The 22165-nt window shown below is 40.8% G+C and carries 25 protein-coding genes and 1 tRNA gene; 21 read left to right on the top strand and 5 right to left on the bottom strand.

The genetic code is table 11. The features are described 5' to 3' along the window. Positions 1-138: 138 nt before the first annotated feature. From FOC72_RS09060 to ytpR, 3 genes are read left to right on the top strand one after another with little or no spacing between them, the layout of a single operon-like run. Positions 139-426, top strand: coding sequence for a DUF4651 domain-containing protein (locus FOC72_RS09060; protein ID WP_002896743.1), 288 nt, complete (start codon positions 139-141; stop codon positions 424-426). Further along, positions 423-758, top strand: coding sequence for a thioredoxin family protein (locus tag FOC72_RS09055; protein ID WP_002896742.1), 336 nt, complete (start codon positions 423-425; stop codon positions 756-758). The genes FOC72_RS09060 and FOC72_RS09055 overlap by 4 nt, the downstream gene beginning before the upstream one ends. Next, the gene (gene ytpR, locus FOC72_RS09050) at positions 755-1381 is read left to right on the top strand and encodes a YtpR family tRNA-binding protein (protein ID WP_002896740.1); all 627 of its coding nucleotides are present in this window, start codon (positions 755-757) and stop codon (positions 1379-1381) included. Before FOC72_RS09055 ends, ytpR begins: the two co-directional genes overlap by 4 nt. Positions 1382-1461: 80 nt before the next feature. Here ytpR and FOC72_RS09045 read toward each other — a convergent pair whose 3' ends face one another. After that, the gene (locus FOC72_RS09045) at positions 1462-2049 is read right to left on the bottom strand and encodes a hypothetical protein (RefSeq protein ID WP_002896739.1); all 588 of its coding nucleotides are present in this window, start codon (positions 2047-2049) and stop codon (positions 1462-1464) included. 128 nt (positions 2050-2177) lie between these two features. Between FOC72_RS09045 and FOC72_RS09040 the strand changes: the two genes are divergently transcribed. From FOC72_RS09040 to FOC72_RS08975, 14 genes are all read left to right on the top strand, one after another. Then, on the top strand, positions 2178-2573 hold the full coding sequence (locus tag FOC72_RS09040; RefSeq protein ID WP_002896737.1) for a single-stranded DNA-binding protein: 396 nt from the start codon (positions 2178-2180) through the stop codon (positions 2571-2573). Positions 2574-2853: 280 nt separating this feature from the next. Next, positions 2854-3840 carry a substrate-binding domain-containing protein gene (locus tag FOC72_RS09035; protein ID WP_002896735.1) on the top strand — a complete coding sequence of 329 codons (987 nt, stop codon included), beginning with the start codon at positions 2854-2856 and terminating at the stop codon, positions 3838-3840. Next, positions 3840-5153, top strand: coding sequence for a sensor histidine kinase (locus FOC72_RS09030; protein ID WP_002896734.1), 1314 nt, complete (start codon positions 3840-3842; stop codon positions 5151-5153). Before FOC72_RS09035 ends, FOC72_RS09030 begins: the two co-directional genes overlap by 1 nt. Continuing rightward, positions 5146-5829: a response regulator transcription factor gene (locus tag FOC72_RS09025; protein ID WP_002896732.1), complete on the top strand. Its 684-nt coding sequence runs from the start codon at positions 5146-5148 to the stop codon at positions 5827-5829. Before FOC72_RS09030 ends, FOC72_RS09025 begins: the two co-directional genes overlap by 8 nt. Further along, on the top strand, positions 5826-7109 hold the full coding sequence (locus tag FOC72_RS09020; protein ID WP_002896731.1) for an ABC transporter substrate-binding protein: 1284 nt from the start codon (positions 5826-5828) through the stop codon (positions 7107-7109). The genes FOC72_RS09025 and FOC72_RS09020 overlap by 4 nt, the downstream gene beginning before the upstream one ends. Before the next feature lie 220 nt (positions 7110-7329). After that, a complete protein-coding gene (locus tag FOC72_RS09015; RefSeq protein WP_002896730.1) occupies positions 7330-7767 on the top strand; it encodes a PTS sugar transporter subunit IIA in 438 nt (145 codons plus the stop codon). Positions 7768-7810: 43 nt separating this feature from the next. After that, entirely contained in the window at positions 7811-8305 is a 495-nt protein-coding gene (locus tag FOC72_RS09010; RefSeq protein WP_002896729.1) for a PTS sugar transporter subunit IIB, read from the top strand. A gap of 27 nt (positions 8306-8332) precedes the next feature. Beyond that, a complete protein-coding gene (locus tag FOC72_RS09005; protein ID WP_002896728.1) occupies positions 8333-9178 on the top strand; it encodes a PTS mannose/fructose/sorbose/N-acetylgalactosamine transporter subunit IIC in 846 nt (281 codons plus the stop codon). Next, positions 9162-10016: a PTS system mannose/fructose/sorbose family transporter subunit IID gene (locus FOC72_RS09000; protein ID WP_002896727.1), complete on the top strand. Its 855-nt coding sequence runs from the start codon at positions 9162-9164 to the stop codon at positions 10014-10016. Before FOC72_RS09005 ends, FOC72_RS09000 begins: the two co-directional genes overlap by 17 nt. A 94-nt stretch (positions 10017-10110) precedes the next feature. Further along, positions 10111-10401 carry a hypothetical protein gene (locus tag FOC72_RS08995; RefSeq protein WP_002896726.1) on the top strand — a complete coding sequence of 97 codons (291 nt, stop codon included), beginning with the start codon at positions 10111-10113 and terminating at the stop codon, positions 10399-10401. A 204-nt stretch (positions 10402-10605) separates the two neighbouring features. Beyond that, positions 10606-10887: a co-chaperone GroES gene (gene groES, locus FOC72_RS08990; RefSeq protein ID WP_002896725.1), complete on the top strand. Its 282-nt coding sequence runs from the start codon at positions 10606-10608 to the stop codon at positions 10885-10887. Positions 10888-10910: 23 nt separating this feature from the next. Further along, positions 10911-12533, top strand: a complete 1623-nt coding sequence (gene groL, locus FOC72_RS08985) for a chaperonin GroEL (RefSeq protein WP_002896724.1) — start codon at positions 10911-10913, stop codon at positions 12531-12533. Between the two features lie 465 nt (positions 12534-12998). Beyond that, positions 12999-14846 carry a Cna B-type domain-containing protein gene (locus FOC72_RS08980; protein WP_032914275.1) on the top strand — a complete coding sequence of 616 codons (1848 nt, stop codon included), beginning with the start codon at positions 12999-13001 and terminating at the stop codon, positions 14844-14846. Positions 14847-15404: 558 nt separating this feature from the next. After that, on the top strand, positions 15405-15824 hold the full coding sequence (locus tag FOC72_RS08975) for a hypothetical protein (protein WP_002896721.1): 420 nt from the start codon (positions 15405-15407) through the stop codon (positions 15822-15824). A 492-nt stretch (positions 15825-16316) separates the two neighbouring features. Here FOC72_RS08975 and FOC72_RS08970 read toward each other — a convergent pair whose 3' ends face one another. From FOC72_RS08970 to FOC72_RS08955, 3 genes are all read right to left on the bottom strand, one after another. Further along, positions 16317-17462 (bottom strand): low temperature requirement protein A, encoded by a 1146-nt coding sequence (locus tag FOC72_RS08970; RefSeq protein WP_002896720.1) that lies wholly within the window; start codon positions 17460-17462, stop codon positions 16317-16319. A 448-nt stretch (positions 17463-17910) separates the two neighbouring features. Then, the gene (locus FOC72_RS08960; protein WP_002896717.1) at positions 17911-18426 is read right to left on the bottom strand and encodes a DUF308 domain-containing protein; all 516 of its coding nucleotides are present in this window, start codon (positions 18424-18426) and stop codon (positions 17911-17913) included. 221 nt (positions 18427-18647) lie between these two features. Then, positions 18648-19160 carry a helix-turn-helix domain-containing protein gene (locus FOC72_RS08955; protein WP_002896716.1) on the bottom strand — a complete coding sequence of 171 codons (513 nt, stop codon included), beginning with the start codon at positions 19158-19160 and terminating at the stop codon, positions 18648-18650. A gap of 207 nt (positions 19161-19367) precedes the next feature. Between FOC72_RS08955 and FOC72_RS08950 the strand changes: the two genes are divergently transcribed. The 4 genes from FOC72_RS08950 to FOC72_RS08935 are packed head-to-tail and all read left to right on the top strand — an operon-like array spanning position 19368 to position 21914. After that, positions 19368-19550, top strand: a complete 183-nt coding sequence (locus FOC72_RS08950; protein WP_002916824.1) for a hypothetical protein — start codon at positions 19368-19370, stop codon at positions 19548-19550. 45 nt (positions 19551-19595) lie between these two features. Further along, a complete protein-coding gene (locus FOC72_RS08945) occupies positions 19596-20573 on the top strand; it encodes a hypothetical protein (RefSeq protein WP_002896713.1) in 978 nt (325 codons plus the stop codon). A gap of 11 nt (positions 20574-20584) precedes the next feature. After that, positions 20585-20773, top strand: a complete 189-nt coding sequence (locus FOC72_RS08940; protein WP_000369785.1) for a DUF3173 domain-containing protein — start codon at positions 20585-20587, stop codon at positions 20771-20773. 1 nt (position 20774) lies between these two features. Next, positions 20775-21914, top strand: a complete 1140-nt coding sequence (locus FOC72_RS08935) for a site-specific integrase (protein ID WP_002896712.1) — start codon at positions 20775-20777, stop codon at positions 21912-21914. An 87-nt stretch (positions 21915-22001) separates the two neighbouring features. Here FOC72_RS08935 and FOC72_RS08930 read toward each other — a convergent pair. Continuing rightward, a tRNA-Lys gene (locus FOC72_RS08930) sits at positions 22002-22074 on the bottom strand. Positions 22075-22165: the final 91 nt, after the last annotated feature.

Here is a 22165-nt window from a genome sequence, read left to right as displayed (position 1 = left end):
ACTTTTTGCGGTAAATGAGTAGGGAAATCTTATAGCTTGCCTGAATCGACAGGACTGCCTGCCCAAGAATGCAGCTTATGCAAGGAAAATCTGGAATATTGTTTGTCGCCTCTGCTCTTTTGTGTTAAAATATTCTACATGAAAGCTAAAAAAATCATTTTAACCACAACCGCCCTTTTGGGGGCCGGAGCTCTGGCTTTTGGGGCAGCCAAAGTCGTACAGGAACAGAAAAGACTGCGTAATCGGGAGGAAATCGTCGAGCTTGTGCGAGATTTCTTTTCCAGTCAGGGTAGTATTTCCTGTCTCTATGTCAAGCTCTACGAGTCCACGGATGACCGCTTGGTTGGCGGTCTGGTTTTAGAGGACGACCGTCATTTTGCTTTTGTCTATGAAAATGGTCAGCTAAGTTACGAGGAAGAAGCATGATTTTTCCTGTAAATACAGAGGAAGTGGCTTCTTATGTCAATGATGGGGAGAAGACTGTCTTCTTTTTCACGGCTGACTGGTGCGGAGATTGCCGATTTATCAAACCTTTCCTGCCAGAGATAGAAGCGGAAAATCCTGACTATCGCTTTATCCAAGTGGACCGTGATGATTATCTGGATTTGGCCAAAGAGTGGGACGTATACGGGATTCCCAGCTTAGTAGTGCTGGAAAAGGGACAGGAGATTGGCCGTCTGGTCAATCGTGACCGCAAGACTAAGAGTCAAATCAATGAATTTTTAGCGAGTATAAGAGAAAAAGGGAGCGTAAAATGATTTTTACCTATAATAAAGAATATGTCGGTGATGTGCTGATGGTTATTGTTGCGGACAATCAAGGAGCTAAACTGGAGGCTGAGCGCAAAGGACGGGTAGCGCGTGTTTACCGCGAAGATAATGGCCAGACAGTAGCTTGGAATATTTTTGAGCAGTCAGACCTTTTTGAAATTGCAGAGCGAGGACAGGTCTTTTTGACAGATGAGCAAGTGGCCATTCTCAATCAGGAACTGAGCAAGGAGGGATTCCCAGCGGACTTGGCCAATGACAGCCAGCCAAAATTTGTGGTTGGAGAAATCGTTGATATGGTAGCTCATCCAGATAGTGACCACCTGAATATCTGCCAAGTGCAGGTAGCTGCTGATAAGACCGTTCAAATCGTGGCCGGTGCTCCTAATGCCAAAGTCGGCCTCAAAACGATTGTGGCTCTGCCAGGTGCTATGATGCCTAAAGGGAATTTGATATTTCCGGGAGAACTTCGAGGAGAAAAGAGTTTTGGTATGATGTGCAGCCCACGAGAACTTCAGCTGCCTAATGCGCCTCAAAAACGCGGCATCATTGAATTAGCCGATAGTGAACTAGTTGGAACTTCCTTTGATCCGGCCAAGCATTGGCAGGGATAAGGGAGAGGATTCAACATTCTAAAAAGCTCAGAATTTCTGAGCTTTTTTGTTAGAAACTTATGGCTCGTGCCCACATTGTCTCAAAAGAAGACGCTGTCGCTATTATTTTGCGAGTCGGTTGTTGACTGAGGAGTGACTGTGGGGATTTGGCTTGGACTGTTGTATTTGTATTGGTAGATAAGGCTGTTTAGGCCGTGGTCTTCCAATAATTTGAGACGTTTTCTCTTGAAAACAATACCGATGAGTTGGCTATCAGGATAGGCATAAATCTTATGACGGGGATGGTTAAAGGCTGCAAAGTCATGGAAGCCGTCCTCCATCCAAAGACTAATCTCGGATTCTTCACTATCTCGGCTGTAGCGAGCATGACTAATCTGCTGCATAGGAATGCAGTAGGTGGCAGCTGATAAGAGTCCGCTATAATGGTAGGTTACATATTCGTGGTCAAAGGAGAGGATAGTCGCATGAATGGTTAGCCTGCGAATAGCAAAGATAAGGAGCAGTAAGAAGAAAGCAGCAACCAGCAGACTAAGGACAAAGAAACTAGTATCTTTGTAGGGGTTGGAGCCGGTCAGGTAGTCTACGGCAGCCCAGACAGAAAAACCTCCGAACCACAGAGAGATTAAGATAAAAAGAATATTTTTCACAGGCGAATGTTTAATGGTCATCGGAGCCTCCGTCGTACAAATCTAGTAGAAAAGGGGCAGAAGCTGCAACTTTCCTTTTTATCTATACTATACCACATTTTTTTCACTTTTTGCCTCCTTTTACGAATGATAAGTTAGGAGGATATAAAATGTATAATAAAGTAATTGTAATCGGCCGGCTGACGGCTACACCTGAACTGCACAAGACTGCGAATGAAAAATCTGTGGCCCGCGCAACGGTCGCGGTTAATCGCCGTTATAAATCTCAGAGCGGTGAGCGTGAGGCGGATTTTGTAAATGTCGTTGTCTGGGGTCGTCTAGCTGAGACTTTAGCCAGCTATGCAAGTAAGGGCAGCTTGATTTCTCTGGATGGTGAGCTACGGACTCGTCGCTATGAGAAGGAGGGGGCGACTCATTATGTGACAGAAGTGCTCTGTCATAGCTTCCAGCTCCTGGAAAGTCGGGCCCAGCGCGCTCTGCGTGAAAATAATAGCGGAGCTGATTTAGCAGATTTGGTGTTGGAAGAAGAGGAACTTCCCTTTTAAGCAAGAAGCAAAGAGTGGGAAATGACCTTGCTCTAAAAAATCATCATTCAGTTTTGTAGGACGCAAGCTCTGTTTGACTGAAAGTCTCTTTCTCTCAAGCTTTTAAAAGTTTAATGATGATTACCGAGGTGGGACCAAGAATCAAAAATCATGGATTTTTTAGATTCTGTCTCGCCTCTTTTATTATAGCCATTTCTAGAAAGATTTTGCTTTTTGGCGGCTTTGTAATATAATAATCCTATATGTTTCATAAAGGCGCTTACGGCATAGGGGGTGAAAAATGGTATCAGCTAAGGTCAAAAAACGGATACAGCATTATCAGAAAAAGGCTCTCTGGCCGCTTTTCATTCTGCTTATCTTGAGTTTGCTTTTTGTTTATTTCAAGGGCGTTTTGCCAGATGAGAAGCAGGTCAAGATTGGGGTGACTTACATGACCATGAACAATGACTTTTACAAGACCTTAAATGCGGAGCTGGAGAAGAAAACCAACCAGCAGGGCAGCAGGCTCTACGTTCGGGATCCTGAGCTGGATGAGGGCAAGCAGAGCCAGCAGATTGACTTTTTTGTCCGAGAAAAGGTTGATGTCATTGTCATCAATCCGGTGAAAAGCAATAGTCCAAGTATTATTTCCTCTCTTCAAAAGGCCAAGAAAGCTGGGATTAAAATTATCGTAGTGGATGCGCCTATCAGTCAGGATGTAAAAGTGGATACGACCATTGTGTCTGATAACTACCAAGCAGGCGTCCTGATTGCCCAGGACATGATGAAGCGTCTTCCTTCTGCCAATATTCTCCTTCTAGAGCACCGCAATGCCGTCTCTGCCATGGACCGGATTCAGGGATTTATTGATACGATTGAAAAACAGCCTAGCTACAAGATTATTTCCCAGAAAGAAACACTAGGCCAGACTGAGGAAACCATGCCACAGGTCAAAAGGGCTCTGGATGAAGGTTTAGACTTTAATGTAGTTATGGCGCTCAATGATCGAGCAGCCATCGGGGCCTTGGCTGCTATTAAAAATCAAGGTCTTGATAAGAAAATCTCAATCTATGGCGTGGATGGTTCGCCAGATATCAAAAACTTTCTGGCTACGACTAGCGACATAGAGGGGACCGTGGCCCAATCGCCCATTCAGATGGGACGCAAGGTGGCACAGGTAATTGAGCTGATGCAGGAGGGCAAATCCTACGACAGCCAATACCTGATCCCCGTTCACTTAGTCAACAGAGATAATATCAGTCAATACACAGTTACAGGGTGGCAATAATGAGACCTCAAAAAAGTATATTTTACAGCAAAATAGCCTTGATGGTCATCAATCTGGTTGCCATTGTCTATAATGCGTCCATCTATCTCTTTGCGACCAACTATGTAGCAGCTAAGGGCTTCAGTCATTCGCTTTTGGAGCGTTTGGATGCTATTCCGGGCTCTCCCAGCTTGATTTTCTGGGTATCAATTAGCCTCTATGGCAGTTTGCTTTTGGTCATGTACTATCGCGAGCGCCACCCCAATCAGCTGTCCGTCTATGACAAGGCGACTATTATTGAAATCCTGCTCATGCTGGTCATCTTTTCCGTCCTGCATTCGTCCTACAATGGCTTGATTCTCTTGGTGTTTGCGGATATTTTCTATGGCTCTAAGGAGTTCAATTCTTCCAAGGACAAGAAGTACTGGTTTTCTTTCATTATTTTGAGCTTTGGCATGCTGCTCTTATCCAACTATGACCTCATGTCGCTCTTTATCAAGTTGCCTTCGCTGGATACTTATATTCGTTTTTACCCAGAGTCCGTCCGGCTGTTACTGCTTTTTGGTAAGAACTTCCTCTATTCCCTCAATATCGTCGTCTTTATGATTTCCTTGCTCTTCTACATCTTGTCAGCCATTACGGAGCGTCATCGGATTGAGGAAGAGCTGCGCATGGCTTCTCAGGCCAATCGCGAGTTGAATTCTTATCTGGCCTTGTCTGAGAAAATAGCAGAAGATCGAGAGCGAAAGCGGATTGCCAGAGAGATTCACGATACATTGGGCCATGCCCTGACGGGAATTTCGGCGGGTATTGATGCGGTCAAGGTCTTGGTTGATATTGATACCAATCGGGCTAAGGAGCAGCTCAATAATGTTTCAGTCGTCGTTCGAGATGGTATCCGTGATGTCCGAGGATCGCTCAATAAGATGCGACCGGGAGCTCTGGAAAATAACACTTTGAAGGAAGCTCTGATTAAGATTATCCGTGAGTATGAAGCCATCTCCAACTTGGAGATTCATCTCCGCTACGAATGGGATAATATTGACTTGGATATTGCCAAGGAAGACATTGTCTTTCGGGTGATTCAAGAGTCTATTACCAACTCTGTCCGCCATGGGCATGCCAAGACTATCTGGATTGAGTTACTGGAGGAAGAGTCCTATGTAATGACCATTCAGGATGATGGTGTTGGTTTTGATGAACTCCACTATGGCTATGGCCTCAAGCAGATGCAGGAGCGCCTAATGATTATTGGCGGAAGCGTCCGATTTGAAAATCGGGACGGTTTCTACACGCATATCGAAATCCCAAAAATAGGAGGAAGACATGATTAAGGTTTTAATAGCAGACGATCAGGCCTTGATTCGCGAGTCTCTGCAAATCATCCTGTCAGCCCACGCTGATATTGAGGTTGTCGGGACAGTTGGAGACGGCAAGGAAGTGCTGGAAAAGCTTCATCGGGTGCGCCCAGATGTGATTTTGATGGATATTCGCATGCCAGTCATGGACGGTGTTCTCTGTACCAAGGCTGTCAAAGAGCAGTATCCAGATGTTAAGATTATCATTCTGACGACCTTTGATGACGATGAATTTATCTTCTCCGCTCTCAAATACGGTGCGTCTGGTTATATTCTCAAAGGGGTTTCGACAGAAGAGCTTCACGAAGCCATTCAGACTGTCTATCGAGGCGGAGCTATGATCAATCCCAATATTGCCACCAAGGTCTTCAAAATCTTTTCACAGATGGCCCAGTCCAACTTTGCTATCACGGTGACGGAGGAAAATATAGAGGACATGAGCCGGACGGAGTGGAAGATTATCCAGCAGATTGGCTTCGGGATTTCGAATAAAGAAATTGCTGCCAAGCTCTTTCTATCAGAAGGGACAGTCCGAAATTACCTGTCAGGTATCTTAGCCAAGCTCAACTTGCGCGACCGAACCCAGCTGGCTATCTGGGCTGTGCAGACTGGAGTCACCCAGAGAGATTTTAGTAAGGAAAGCGACAAATGAAGTGGAGACTGAGACATTTGACCCTGCTGGTTGTCCTGATCATATCTGTTGCTTTGGCTTTTGTCTTTTGGGCTTCAGCTCAGGAAAAAGTCCTGCGTATTGGTGTCTATGCTGGCTCTAGCTGGGGTGTGCCTAACAGCCGCGAAAACAAGGTCTTGGACAGCCTGATTAAAAAATTTGAAAAGACGCATCCTCATGTCAAGGTCGTCTATGAAAGCGGTATTCCCAAGGATGATTACGCTGACTGGCTGGCAGAGCAAGTCTTGAAAGGCGAGCAGCCGGATCTCTTTATGGTACCGGAAAACGACTTTAGCATGTTGGCTTCGACTGGCGCCCTCAAATCCTTGGATACCCTCCTAACAGATGATGAACGAAGGGCCTTTTATCCGGTGGCTTATGAAGCCGGGCAATATCAGGGAGTCAGCTATGCTCTTCCAGTTGAGAGCAATCCCATTATGATGTGTGTCAATAAAGACCTGCTTGAAAAAGAAGGAATTAGCATTCCTGAGTCAGGTTGGACTTTAGAGGATTTCTATGAGATTTGCAAGAAAGTAACCAAGGATACCAATGGCGATGGTATAGTGGATCAATACGGTATAACAGATTACACGTGGCAGCAGGCTCTGGTAGCTTACGGCGGCCATCTTATCGATAAATCCGGTATCAATGTAGACAGCGCAGAGATGCACCAAGCCTTGGCCTTTATGAGCAAGCTAGATATGCTCAGCCAGCACTATAAGGTGACTTCTAATGACTTTGATGAGGGGCGGGTGGCCTTCTATCCTATGAGTCTGGCTCAGTATCGGACCTACAAGCCTTACCCTTACCATGTCGCCAAGTATTCAAGCTTTTCTTGGACCTGTATCCCGATGCCGACAGCCAATAGCCAGGTGATGGGAACACAGGTTAAGACCTCGCTCTTTGCCATGTCTTCCAATACCAAGCAAGAGAAGCTGGCTTGGGAATTTATGCTCTTGCTGTCACAGGATAAAGAAAGCCAGCAGGTTTTGTTTGAAAAATCGCAGGGGACCTCAGTTTTACCATCTGTGGTGAAAAGTCAACAGGCTAGAGAAATCTTACAGGCCGATGATTTTGGCTTGGATTCCTTGACTTCTGAGAGGCTAGACCACATGATGAATCGCTCCATCATTGACATCAGTCTGGAAGTGGACCGTCATACGATGGACCGGATGGACTATCTGATTCAAAATGCTATGCAGAATCAAGAGATTGATAGTGCCTTGCCGAGCATTCAAAGAGAAATTGAAAGCGGAAAATAACCTGCTTTCTTTTTTATTGCCAATTAAGTCAGAAAAAAGTACAGCTGCCTAGACCAATATGACAAATGTCATATTTTTCCTAACAAATGTCATCTTTGCAAAATGACATTTGACAATATGAAATCGGTTTCAAACCTTGTACAATAAAATCATCAATAAATCCTTTGTCATTTAAAGCCTGGCTGGGCTAAGAAGTCGAAGGATAAAGGAGGCAGGAAAGATGAAATACCTTGTACTGGTCAGCCATGGGGGACTGGCTGCAGGCGTGCAGAGTTCCTTGAAGATGTTTGCCGGAGACAAGACAGATCAGGTGATTGCGGTCGGTCTTCAGGAAGGCAAGTCAGTTGATGATTTTGCAGTTGATTTTACTCAGGCCTTGGCTGGCTTAAGCGCTGATGACAGTGTCTTAGTTCTGGCTGATATTGTAGGAGGCAGTCCTCTGACGACAGCAGCTAGCGTCTTAGCTGACATGGGTAAGCTCGACTCAGCAGTTATCTTGGGTGGCTTAAACTTGACCATGGGACTGACTGGCTTAGTTATGAAAGACATCTTAGACGGAAAAGAACTGGCTCAGGCTATCCTTTCCGAGGCCACAGCTGCTCTGCAGGAATTTGAAGTCGTAAGCGATGCAGCTGACGAAGATGAAGACGACATTTAGTACTTCCGCCATACATTCTAAAAGATAAAAGGAGATTTTAAAGATGACAGTATCATTTGTACGGATTGACGACCGCATGATCCACGGTCAAACAGTCACTCGCTGGGCTAAGGAATACCCATGTGATGGCTTGATTGCAGTTAATAATGCAGCAGCAGGAAACAAGGTTTTGATTCAGGCCTACAAGGGAGCTTCTGACAAGAAGACTTTTGTTTGGACCAAGGAAGCCTTCAAGGAAAAATCAGGCAAGGTCACCGAGTCAGACAGTCGCTATTTCCTCATTACGAAAAATCCTGTGGATATGAAGGAAATCCTAGTGGACCAAGGATTTGTACCTGGGGATGTTAAGGAAATCATCGTCGGTCCTGCTAATGACCGTCCGGGAGCTGTTAAGCTGGGCAACAACCAGTCCATCACACAAGAAGAAGCAGAAGCGATTGAGGCAATCGAAAAAGCTGGCTACAAAGTCAAATTCCAGCTCTTACCAGATGTTTCCATCGGTTACTGGAGCGATTTCAAGTCTAAATTTGGTTTTTAATTACAATAATGAAAAGGAGAGTCTATTATGACAATTTCTTGGCTGCAAGCCGCTTTGCTGGGTCTATTTGCTAGTTTAGCTTCTATGCCTGGTATGGGTGGTTCTAGTATTGGTAACTACACTCTGGGACGTCCTCTGGTCGGAGGTTTGATTAGCGGGTTGATTCTTGGAGATTTAAAAACAGGTATTATGGTTGGGGTAGCCCTTCAGGTCCTCTATATCGCTCTGGTAACACCAGGTGGAACAGTTTCCGCTGACGTGCGGGCGATCTCTTACATTGGGATTCCTCTCGCAATCTTGTTTGTTCACTCTAAAGGAATCACGTCTGAATCTGCTATCGCTGCAGCAGCTGCACCAATCGGAGCAGCAGTTGGTACTATCGGTACAGTTCTCTTCTATGGAACAGCCACTACAAACTTGCTTTGGCAGCACATTGGCTGGAAAGCTGTTGAAAAAGGCGAATTCAAAAAGCTTTACGCTGTTGACTGGGTCTATCCTTGGATTTCCCACTTTGTCTTCTCTTTCCTTCCAACTATGATTATCACGAAGTTTGGTCCGAATATGGTTGAACTGATGAAGACCCACCTGCCAATGGATGGCTTCATCATGAAATCACTCTTTACAGTTGGAGCTCTTCTCCCATGTGTTGGTATTGCCATTCTTTTGAAACAAATCGTTACCAAGGCTGCTGACTTTATCCCATTCTTTGTGGGCTTCACCTTGGCTAAGTCACTTGGTCTTAATTTGGTTGCCAGTGCAGTTGTTTCATTGATTTTTGCAGTAATTTACTATGAATTGGAAGTAATCAAATCAGCTCGTGTGACCGCGCCAGCTGGTGGGGCTGACTTTGATGACGATGAGGAGGATATCTAAGATGGCTGAAAGAAAGAAAATAACTAAAAAGACTTTAGCGAAATCATTCCACCATTGGTACTATGGTCATTTGACTTGCTTCTCTCAAGAGCACATGCAGACTTTCGGCTACTTGACCTCTATGCTGCCAATCGTGGAAGAACTCTACAAAGACAAGGCAGAGCAGAAAGAAGCTATGCAGACCTATACGGCTTTCTTCAACACGGAACCTCAGCTCGGAGCTTTGGTAGTGGGGATTACAGCTGGTTTGGAAGAAGCGCGTGCCAATGGTGACGCTGTTGATGGAGAAACTATCAATGGTATGCGTGCCGGTCTTATGGGCCCTATCGCAGGTATCGGTGACTCTTTGGTGGTTGGAACTTTGATTCCGGTTCTGCTGGGGATTGCCCTTGGCCTCTCAAAAGGTGGAAATCCTATCGGGGCTCTCTTCTACATCCTTGTTTGGAATGTTCTCATCTATGGCGGTATGCGCTTTGCCTACTTCAAAGGCTATGAATTAGGGGACAAGGCGGTAGAATTCCTTGTAGGACCTAAAGGACAGGCCCTTCGTAAGGCAATCAGTGTCATTGGTGGTATGGTTATCGGGGCAGTTGCTGCAACTTGGGTATCTGTAACGACTTCATTAGAGCTGAAAAATGCTGATGGCGAAGCCTTCCTGAAGCTGCAAGAAAAAATTGACGGTGTTTATCCAGGTCTCTTAACAGCTGGCTTTATCACTCTTTGCTGGTGGCTGATGGCCAAGAAAAAAGTATCACCAAACCTCGTTATGCTCCTCTTGGTTGTCATTGCTTTGATTGGTGTAGCGCTTGGCATCTTTGACCCTCAACTGAAATACTAATTCTCGCTTAATTTTAGGCTGGCAGTAAGTCCGATTTGCTGCTAGTCTAATACAATTTTTTTTGAGCAGAGTAAAAGAAAGAACGGAGAAAATCATGACAGAACAAGAATTGATTCGAGGCTATGAAACAGAAATTCACTACCAGAAGCATATGATTGAAAATCTAGGACGCTGGTTCAGTCTCTTCTTTGCCATTGCCAGCATCGGTCTTGTTCTGATTTATCTCTTTCATGAGACCAATCTCCTAGCGCTGATTGCAGGAATCGTCCTAGCTCTACTAGGGATCTTATCCATGCTCGTATTTGGCTATGGTATCTATAGAGGACGCCTAAATCTGCAAAAAGTGATTGATGATTTTGAAGCAAAACTAAAACTTGCAAGATAGACATTCCCCCTAAAGACAAGTCTGAGAGGATTTTAGCTCGGACTTGTTTTTTTGAGTTTAGGACCAAGTGAAGAAAAAAATAAAATTTTTCTTTCATCTAGCCGATTTTTTTCTTGACTATTTCTGACCAAGTGATAAAATAATAACTATAGATTAGCACTCGATAGTTTAGAGTGCTAAAAATTCAATCTTTGGAGGAAAACTATGTTAAAACCATTAGGAGACCGTGTGGTCTTGAAAGTAGAAGAAAAAGAGCAGAAAGTTGGCGGATTTGTCATTGCGGGCAACGGCCAAGCAGCGACTAAGACAGCTGAAGTTGTAGCAGTCGGTCAAGGTATTCGTACTTTGAACGGTGAGCTGGTAGCCCTGAGTGTCAAGGAAGGGGACAAGGTTCTCGTAGAAAATCACGCAGGCGTGGAAGTCAAGGACGGAGATGAAACTTATCTCTTAGTCAGTGAAGCCAATATTCTAGCAGTTGTCGAGTAAGATTAGAAGAGAGGAATAATAAAATGGCAAAAGATATTAAATTTTCAGCAGATGCAAGAAGCAGTATGGTTCGTGGAGTTGACATCTTAGCAAATACTGTCAAGGTGACTTTGGGTCCTAAAGGCCGCAATGTCGTTTTGGAAAAATCCTTTGGCTCACCCCTTATCACCAATGACGGTGTAACCATTGCCAAGGAAATCGAACTGGAAGACCATTTTGAAAATATGGGCGCTAAGCTAGTGTCAGAAGTTGCTTCAAAAACCAACGATATCGCTGGTGACGGAACAACAACAGCAACTGTTTTGACGCAGGCTATTGTCCGTGAAGGGATTAAAAATGTTACAGCTGGTGCTAATCCAATTGGTATCCGCCGCGGGATTGAAGCAGCCGTTGCGACAGCTGTTGAAGCCCTGAAATCTAACTCAGTACCAGTTTCCAACAAGGAAGCTATTGCTCAGGTTGCTGCCGTTTCTTCTCGCAGCGAGAAAGTCGGCGAGTACATCTCTGAAGCTATGGAAAAAGTTGGCAATGATGGCGTTATTACCATTGAAGAGTCCAAAGGAATGGAAACTGAGCTGGATGTAGTTGAGGGGATGCAGTTTGACCGCGGCTACTTGTCTCAATATATGGTAACCGACAATGAAAAAATGGTAGCCGAACTGGACAATCCTTACATCTTGATTACTGACAAGAAAATTTCTAACATTCAAGAGATTCTGCCATTATTGGAAAATATCTTGAAGACCAATCGTCCGCTTTTGATTGTCGCAGATGATGTAGATGGTGAAGCTCTGCCAACGCTGGTTCTTAACAAGATTCGCGGAACCTTTAATGTTGTAGCTGTCAAGGCACCAGGCTTTGGTGATCGTCGCAAGGCTATGTTGGAAGATATCGCTATCTTGACGGGCGGTACAGTGATTACAGATGACCTTGGTTTAGAGCTCAAGGACGCTACGATTGAAGCGCTTGGACAAGCTTCCAAAGTCACTGTTGATAAGGACAGCACTGTGATTGTGGAAGGTTCTGGCAATCCAGAAGCCATTGCTAACCGTGTGGCAGTCATTAAGTCACAGATTGAAAGCAGCACTTCTGAGTTTGACCGTGAAAAACTGCAAGAACGTCTGGCTAAATTGTCCGGTGGTGTAGCTGTGATTAAGGTCGGAGCTGCAACCGAAACAGAACTCAAAGAAATGAAACTCCGCATTGAAGATGCCCTTAACGCAACCCGTGCAGCGGTAGAAGAAGGAATCGTCTCAGGTGGGGGTACTGCCTATATCAACGTACTGGACGCTGTTGCAGGTCTTGAGTTGGCAGGGGATGAAGCAACTGGTCGCAACATTGTTCTCCGCGCCTTGGAAGAGCCTGTCCGTCAAATCGCTCTGAATGCAGGTTTTGAAGGTTCAATCGTCATTGACCGTCTGAAAAACTCTGAAGTTGGTACAGGCTTTAATGCTGCGACTGGCGAATGGGTTAACATGATTGAGGCTGGAATCATTGACCCAGTTAAGGTGACTCGTTCAGCCTTGCAAAATGCCGCTTCTGTTGCCAGTCTTATCTTGACAACCGAAGCAGTAGTAGCTAATCAACCAGAACCAGCTAGCCCAGCTCCAGCTATGGATCCAGGCATGATGGGCGGTATGATGTAGAAAATAACGGGATTATATATTTCTATAAATTAGATATAATCTTTATCTTATATTTACAAAACAAAAAACTGAGCAGATTTGTTCAGTTTTTTTATTGTGACTAGTTATGTAGCAAGCCTTAATAATTATGCTTGTTTTTAAAAACAAATTTATTTATATGAATATTTGTGGTCATATAATTCATATTTGTTCATTTATTATGCATCCAAATATTACATTTTTGTTTCAAAGAAATACAAGAAGATGACGGAGGAAACGGTTTTCAATTCTTATATGACAAGGTTTTTGGAGAAATAAACTGGTTTACACATTGTCGACAAAAGCTGAACTGGTAAAGGTAAATAGTTGACTTATGGTCAATCGTATGCTAGTCTAATATATGTAGTAAATTGGAAATGTAAAGAAATCTTAATGTTTTTTACATGTTCAGTAAAAAGGAAAAAAGGAAAAAAGGAGGGATTATTTATGAAAAAAATATCTCATACTATTGCGCGCTTTTTCTCAGTAGCCTTTGTGCTCCTCTTTAGCCTGTTTTCTAGCAGTCAATCTGCCAGAGCTAACACGGTAGATGATGTTATCACATCAATCAATGTCTACAATCAGAAGGGTGAAGAACTGACTGACAGCCTTTCCCCTTGGGAAAAATTTCAAATTGATGCAAACTTTGCCTTCAATTACGGCAAGGTTCAGCCAGGAGATACTACTACCATTGGCCTTCCTGTTGAGTTTGCCTTGGAGGGAGCTGATTTTGAAGTCAAAGATGATGACGGTAATCTCGTAGCGACAGCTGTGGTTGATGCAAGCTCTAAGCAGCTTACACTGACTTATACAGACTATGTCCTGACTCGCTCTCATATTGAAGGAAAAGTTCACCTTTTAGCTCGTGTTGACCATAATGTGGTTCGAGATAAAGGCTCAATCCCTCTGAAACTTATCGTTGGCAAGAAGATCATTGAGTATGGGAAAATTGACTACAAAGGTCTTCCTGGCCAAGCAACTCCTTATACTTTCATAAAATACGGCTGGAATAATGCGGATAATATCAAGAGCATTACTTACAGCCTGAATATCAACCAACAAAATCAAGAACTGGATAATGTTGTTATTTCAGATACTCTGGGCTTTAATACCGGAGAAATAGATCTTAACAGCTTCCAAATCCTTAAAGGTTCATGGGTTGTTGACCCAGCTGATAACTCTTACCGACTAAGCCAGCAGCGCGAGGATGTGACAGGAAACTACACGATTAATCTTGCGGCTGACAAGCGCTCCTTTACCATTAACATGGGACATATCGGTGCTAATGAAGGCTTCTATGTCCGCTACCGTGTTAATTTCCCAACAATTCCGGCTGACGGAACAGTCTTCCCGAATGATGCTATCTTGCGAGCAGATAATATTGAAGAGCAAAAATCTTCGGTTGCTGTCCGCTACCAACGTGCAAACGGCTATGCACATGGGGATATCTATGGTGTACAGGTGACTAAGAAAGATGAAGCTGGTAAACCTTTGGCAGGTGCTGAATTCACATTGTACGATGAAGATGGTGTGACTGTTGTTCAAAAAGCAACTAGCGATGCTAACGGGATTGCTTCTTTCAGCAACTTGATTAAAGAGCATTATGTGATTAAGGAAACCAAGGCACCAGCAGGCTACCAACTGTCAGATGAAGAGATTCAGGTCAATGCCGCTCAGCTCAAGAATTATGGTTCTGGTATTATTTACAAAGACTTTACCAACCGTCAGGCCTTGATTACCGCTTCAGGGACCAAGACTTGGAATGACGACAATGATAAAGATGGCAAACGTCCAGACAAGATTACGGTTCGTCTCTATGCTAACGGTGTTGAAGTTGCTTCTAAGGAAGTCGGTCCAAATGCGCAGGGCGAGTGGAAGTATGAGTTTACTGACTTGCCAGCGACCGGCGCAGATGGAAAAGATATTGTCTACTCAGTTACTGAAGACCGTGTTTATGGTTATACAGCTACTGTTGATGGTATGAACATTACCAATACACCAGTTCCAGGAGTTCCGCAACCGCCGAAACCTAGCTCGGACAATAGCTCTAAGAGCAGCTCTAGTTCAAGTAGCTCAAGCAGCAGTAGCACGACTTCTAGCTCAAGCAGCAGTACAGGAAGCACTGTTGTGATCATCGAATCAGACGATGGTAGTGGCGGAGGAAATGCCTCTAATGTTGGAACCAAGAAAGTTCTCCCTAAAGCGGGTGAGAATGCTAGCTGGATCATGATTGCTGCTGGAGTAGCTCTAGTAGGCTTGGTAGGCTTCATTGCCTTCCGTGCCAAGAAGAAATAAATTTCATCTCTGTTCCTTGTGGAGCAGAGATTTTTGCTAGCGTAAACTGAGATCAAAAGCTAGCTGGCTTCATTTCACAATCAGTCATTATATTGTATCCTTTTGTTAATCAAGACTGTGATGTTCCGTAATATAGTTGTTTTAAAATAAAAAGCAACTAAGATGTTTCCTAGAACAAATTAGTTGCTCAGAACTACGGGGAAAGCCGCTTGGATATGCAAGCGTGAGGCATATCAAAACTTGATATATAATCTTTCTTAATTCCTAAACCAAAAAATTTATAAGACATCCTTAGGAATATGCTCGGTGTGTGATCATCTTTATCAAGTTTTCGTCAAACTTATTTTACTTCAGTCTTCTCTCGTAGTTTTTGTTATGTAATGCCCCCTCCTTTTTGTGCCTAAAGGAAGGGGATTTTTTGGTGTGGAAAATCTTGGATACTAATAGAACTAAAATAGCGAGATTAGATAAACAAAAAGCCTTGCAAAATAAGATATTTACGGTAGCTTTGATTAAAATTCTAGAAATGCTAATAACTTCAATGATTAAGTTATTGGCATGATTAATAGTTTAAAAGAAGCGATTGAAGAAAAACTTGCTTCTCACTACTCAGATAACAATTTAGAACTGATTGATGCTATCTTTAAAGAAGATTATAAAAAAGAAAAAGATATAATTGAAAATACTCCGTCTGAAGAAATCAAAGTATTCGAAAGTATCTTATCTCATAATTTGCTTCCTACAAAGATTGTAGCTCATAATAACAAAGCATTCAATTTAGCAACCTTTATAAATTCAGAATACTTAAGAGTCAGTAACTCATACGAATATCATCAAGATGAGATAGAGGATGTTAAAAAAATGATTTGTGAAATCAATAATTTATCTAAGAATAAGACATTAGATAAAGTTGATAGCTTTAAAATTAATCATCTACTTAAAAAATTATATGAGTTGTTAGAACACTGGCAAAAGTAAAGAACAATAATTATAAAATTTTTATCTAGTCAAGATCTTAAACCTTGATTTTTTAGAAAGACAAATTTATAAAACAAATACAAGTAAACTTTTATAATTATTCGGTACAAAAAGTAATTTGACATCAAAAAAGCCTTGTAAATCAAGGCTTTTTCTTATCTATTTCTATGCCCCCTGCATGAATTTGTAAGAACTTTTCATATTGAAAATAAACAAAAATGTTGAAATATAGCTGATTTTAGGGAAATACTTTTAGGTATTTTCAATGTCAGGATTTAAAAATGGGGCAAAAGTGGGGCAAAAACAAATTAACGAAAAAAATATCGAGTTCGTGCATCAAGTAAATGATAAATTGCAAGAATAAGTGCAACATTTACTCGAACTCATCCTCTAGAGCTTCACTAGCAGTTCTGTAAGCTAAACATTTTCGTGGTCGGTGATTGATATCATATAAAGCCTTGGTTCCCAAAGCTTTTTTATGTTATAAACTCATTAAAAGAACCCCCAGTTAGATTTGGAATATTTTTTATTCTGTGTCACATAAAAATAAATAAAATGAATGGCTATAGCTAGAGCTAAAATGGTTGTTATACTCACTACTATTATAGGATTAGAAGCAAAGATTAAAGAGAGAATCAAGGCAGCCAGATAGAGTGTCGCTTGGACACAGTAGTAACTTTTCGAATAGCGAAGATAGTGTTTGTTATAGGGCCCATTTACTAGGACAGCAGCTTGAAAGAGGCCAAATCCGATATAAGAGAAGCTGGTTGCAAAGAGAAGATTAGCTTCAGGATTCAGAAGAAAACTCATCGAAACGGTCATCATAATAAGTCCAATGAAAATAGGATAGTGACTGTAAATTAGAAATAGTCCCTTTTGATTAGATTTTTCATCAATAGCATGGTCGAATTGACCAAAATAAAACAAGAACAGAGAAAGCATAATAATGAAATAAAGAACCGAATAAATCGAGAAATTCTCGATTGTAAAGAAGTTAGCTAGCTCCATAATCATCTCTCCAAACGTAATAATGACAAGAAGGGAGATGCGCTCGATTAAATGGGGGAGATTTACCTGGTAATGCTTATCTTTACTAAGCAAGATAATTGGCATAATAAATGTTAGCAGAATACTAGCAAATAAGACAGAGACTCCAACGTAAATAGGAAGAAGAGCTGCTAGATAGACTCCTAAACTTCCTAGACCTGTTATCCATAGAAAACCTTTGATACTTTCCCGTTCAACATTATCGGTTGATTTTCTAAAAAATTCAACCAAATATTGTAAAAATAAGGTAAAGGTTAATGTACCAACAGCCCAACAAAGATAATGAAAATATTGTTGCCAATCAGGTCCAATCATATTGGCTATAAAGAGTAAAAGTCCCATTTTGATAAACATGATTACCATGTTAAATAAAGAGTTCTTTCCATAGCGATTGGTATAAATGGTTTGAATCATCCATGAATCAGTGAGAACCAAGACAGCCATGAAAAAATCAAGGAAAGAATTCCAAGTCAAAATACCGTTATGAAGATGCTCAATTAAAGTAGTTACTTTTGAAATTGCAAAAACAAAAACTAGGTCATAAAAAAGTTCTGAAAATTCTACACGTTTATGTTTAATAAGAGTTGTCATCTTAAGTCCTTTCTATTCTAGAAGTACAATTTATTATAACAGAAAATGGTAATGAGAGAAAAGGATATGCTTAAATAACTTCATGTGACGCGAATTGTCAAAACCTTGGAGCACATTTACCTCATGTACCAACTCACAGGCAGAGTGTTTGATGATTGATAATGAAGAATAAGATTTTACAATAGAAAAGCGAGGATATCCTCGCTTTTTTTATTTAATCTAATAGCTCCTTATTTTCAATTAAGAGCTCTAGTGGAGATTTATCTCTTGCTTCAATAAAACCAGGTTCATATTGGGTATGAAGTGTTCTTTTCTGAGAAGTTGGATCAATATACAACTCTTTTCCATCTTCTGTGTATAGTTGGTTGCCTCTTGTTAGGTAAAGAGACGAAAAAGCTGAGAATATGATTTCCCAGCTTTTTTGAATGCGATAGAAATAGCAACTAGACTATTTACGAAAGACCTCAATAATGTAGGTGAAGCCAGTAACTAAAAATGCAAAGGCAATGACATAAACGACAAAGACACCTGTAGCCACTGGATTGAACAGAATCACTAGACCTAGTAAAAATTCAAGCAAGGCTACCCACGTGATATTGCTACCAATAATAGGGAAAATCAATCCTAGACGATTGCCTTTAAAGAAAGCAATAATGGCTTCTACAATTAACCAAATTCCTACAATGGTCGGAATGACGACCGGCAGGGTCAAAAAGCCATAAGCAACGAGGTAAAGAGCTAAGAGAAGACTAACAAATCCTTGGAAAAGATAAACAGGTGAGCGAAGCTCTTTTGGTGCAGAGAAATAGCCTAAAATAGCTGCTATAGAAGAAACCAGTAAACTAAATGCAATCCACCAGCTGTAAGCAACAAGATTAGCTACTGGGTTTGTAAATAGGAAAAGTCCTAAAAGGACAAAAACAACTCCTGCAAGGAATAGCAGTAAACGATTAGAAAATTTCATTTCAATACACTCCTATTATATAGTATAGTTTTTTATTAAAAGTATTCTACACCCTTTTTTAGGAAATGTCAATAAACTAAATGGATAATTTGGAAGTTCAGTCTGACTTACAAAAAGAAAAGGAGTTTTCACTCCTTTTCACAGATTGAAGACAAAGTCCTTATAAAAGTGTCTTCTAAAGATTTTAACTTCAATCTGAAGCGAGGTTATCCTCGCTTTTTCTATTTATCAAACAATTCCTTATTTTCAATTAAGAGTTCTAGTGGGGATTTATCTCTTGCTACAATAAAACCAGGTTCATATTGGGTATGAAGTGTTCTTTTCTGAGAAGTTGGATCAATATACAACTCTTTTCCATCTTCTGTGTATAGTTGGTTGCCTCTTGTTAGGTAAAGTAAATCCTCTAAGTACTGTCCATCAGTATGTAGGAAATGCTCGATGTATTTGACAGCTTTTAAGATTTCACTTACTTTATCAGAGTATTCATTAGATTCAAGAACACTCTTTTCTAACTCAATCTCTTTACTCGTTCCAAAGAGTTGGGTTGGAGTTGCATTAAAATATTCCGCTATCTTATCCAAATTTGCAAAGGTAGGATAGCTTTTTTGTTTTTCGTAATCAGAGATGGACTGTTTACCGATTCCTAAATCTTCAGCTAGTTGAGTTTGGCTTACTCCTTTTTCTATGCGCAATCGTGCCAAATTGGGTCCAAAATTTTGAATAATAAAGGTCATGGGAAACTCCTATTTTTATTTTTAACTTATTTTATCACCTATAAACTTACAAATCAAGTTTTTAGTTGACTTGCCCAAATATTTTTTATAAAATATATTTATAACTTAGAAATAAGTTATAAATGATAAAAAATAGTTCATAAGTTTAGGGACAGTGAGTGAGGAGGAAGTTGAGGATGAGACTATGACTTATGACTATTCGAAGCCTTGGAGCTAGAAATTGTGTGGACAAGGACAAGGGACGAGCCTGACGGGAAGTCAGGCGAAGTCCTGCAGACTGCCGTCCAGACAATTTCTAGCCAAGCAAAAGCTGGCTATTCTAACAGCCAGCAAAAAGGGACACTTAGGGCAACGCCCAAAGAACGACGGAACGAGCAATCGTTGATTTGACGGTGTTTCTGAAACCTAAAAAATCTAAAAGAAGGGGGGACAATTTTGTTGGTTTCTATACAAGATTTAAGAAGTATTCAAGAACGATGTGATGTAGGAGAATTAGTACAGCGGTTAGATGTCAGTATTGATAGATTAACGGTTATCTGGGATACAGACATTGGTTCCCTAAGACAAATTTTTAAAAATCTGAAACAGGCAATAAGTACAAGAGTTGATTCATTTGAAATACATGATAACGTACGAGATGATGTATTTACTTTAGCTAAAGATTTTAATGAGTATGATTCAATCAATATTATATTTTTTCAATTATCCACTTATGGAAATGAACAATTGATTCGAATTGATTTCAATCCTAATACTTTAAAAGAATTTGATGGAATGAAAGTATGGAGGCAATTAATGTACTTTGCTAGATTGAATTCATTGACAGTACGTTTGTCTCGTTTTGATTTGGCATTTGACATTTTCAATAGGCCTGAAATCGTTAATTTGCAACATATTAAAGGTGGTGTTACCCATAAGGTCTTCTATGGTAGAGGGGGTGAATTAGAGACGAAATATTGGGGTTCTAGCGGTAGTAATGTACAAGTTAGGTTATATGATAAGAATAAAGAAATCATTGCTCACAAGCGCGATGAGAAGCTAGATTTGGCTGTAAATCCGTTTTGGTGGAGACTGGAATTCCAACTTAGAACCAAAGCGATTGGTGAGGAGATGGTCCAAGATGTTATGAATCGACTTGATAATTTCGGATTTTATAAGCTAGAACATATTCGAGTGGAGCAAAGAGCATTTACAATTATCTTTCTCAACAATCCTGAACTGTTATCATTGGCTTTTCCAAATTTAAAATCAGACAGCATCAAAAAGAAAAAAACAAGAGTCCGCAAACTATTGAGAGAAGAAACGAACCAATTTGCGGAAGAATTAAAAGAAGTATTAATACAGAATCTCCCTAAATTAAATGCAGAATTACAACTACTTGTAGGCGAGTTTCTGAATTTAGAAAATAAATAAGGAGGATAACTATGGACAATAATTTAATTAGTAACAAAGAATTAATTGAAATGGGCTATCGCCCTCATACAGCAAATGATATCATTCATCAGGCAAGAGAATTACTTGTCTCACGAGGCTATACATTTTATAATCGCAAACGTTTGATGGTTGTTCCAAAAAGTGTTGTAAATGAGATTCTAGGAACTGAGGTGGCGTAATATGGCAAGTGTTCGTTATCGAAAGCGAGGAGATAGTAATTTATGGACCTATGAAATTCGTAGCGAAGGAAAAACTGTTGCTCATAATAGCGGTTTTAAAACAAAAAAACTTGCAGAGTCAGAAGCTGAACCGATTCTGCAAGAACTTCGTTTAGGAAAAAGAATTTCTAGAGATATTTCTCTTGTAGATCTGTATCAAGAATGGCTTGAACTAAAAATTCTACCGAGTAGTAGGTCGGAAGAGACAAAGAAAAAATATCTTCTCCGTAAAAACACAATTGAAAGATTATTTGGAAATAAAAAAGTCACTCAAATTCGTGCGAGTGAATACCAAAGAATAATGAATAAGTATGGGCAAACAGTTGGTAGAAATTTTCTTGGTAGATTGAATACTGGGATTCATCAGAGCATCCAAATGGCAATTGCCGACAAAGTTCTAATAGATGATTTTACACAACATGTCGAGTTATTTTCATCCAAAGAACAACAGATGACAGAAGAGAAATATTTACATACAGAAAAGGACTATCTGGATTTACTTTTAGCAGTAAAGAGAAAATTTGATTACCAACATTCAATTGTTCCTTATATCGTCTATTTTCTATTAAAAACAGGTATGAGGTTTGGAGAGTTAATAGCGTTAACTTGGAATGAAGTTGACTTTGACAGAGGACTGCTAAAAACATATAGGAGGTTTAATACCCTTACTCATAAATTTGTCCCTCCAAAAAACAAAACGTCTATTCGGGTGGTACCGATAGACGAAGAATGTATCAAGATATTACAAGTCCTAAAAATTGAACAAGAGAAGGCTAATAAAGAGCTAGGAATCAAGAATAGGTATAAAATGATTTTTCAGCATTATGGATATATTCACTTGGTACCAGACATTGCAAGTGTCAATAAAGCTTTGAGTGTTCTTTTAAATGAATTAGATATTTATCCAATTATCACGACAAAAGGAGCACGTCATACCTATGGAAGCTACCTCTGGCACAAAGGATTTGACCTTGGAGTTATTGCAAAAATTCTAGGGCATAGAGATATTTCAATGTTAGTAGAAGTATATGGACACACTTTAGAAGAGAAAATTTTTGAGGAATTTAATCAAATTAGAGATGTCTGGAAAGATTGCTCATAAAAAAATGTGGGGCAAATGATGGGGCAAATCAGTTATAGACAAACAAAAAAGCCTTGTAAATCAAGGCTTTTTCCTGTTGTATGTAGATGCCCCCTGCAGGGATCGAACCTGCGACCCACGGATTAAGAGTCCGCTGCTCTGCCAGCTGAGCTAAGGAGGCAATAGAAAAAGCTGTATTGGTGCCGGACCTTCACGATTTGTATTGAACCCGCGCAATTAAGCAGGTGGGCAACTCGCTCTAACTGAAGCTG

The organism is Streptococcus sanguinis (genome assembly GCF_013343115.1).
Classification (GTDB): domain Bacteria; phylum Bacillota; class Bacilli; order Lactobacillales; family Streptococcaceae; genus Streptococcus; species Streptococcus sanguinis_H.
This window is presented reverse-complemented; position numbering and strand designations above follow the sequence as displayed.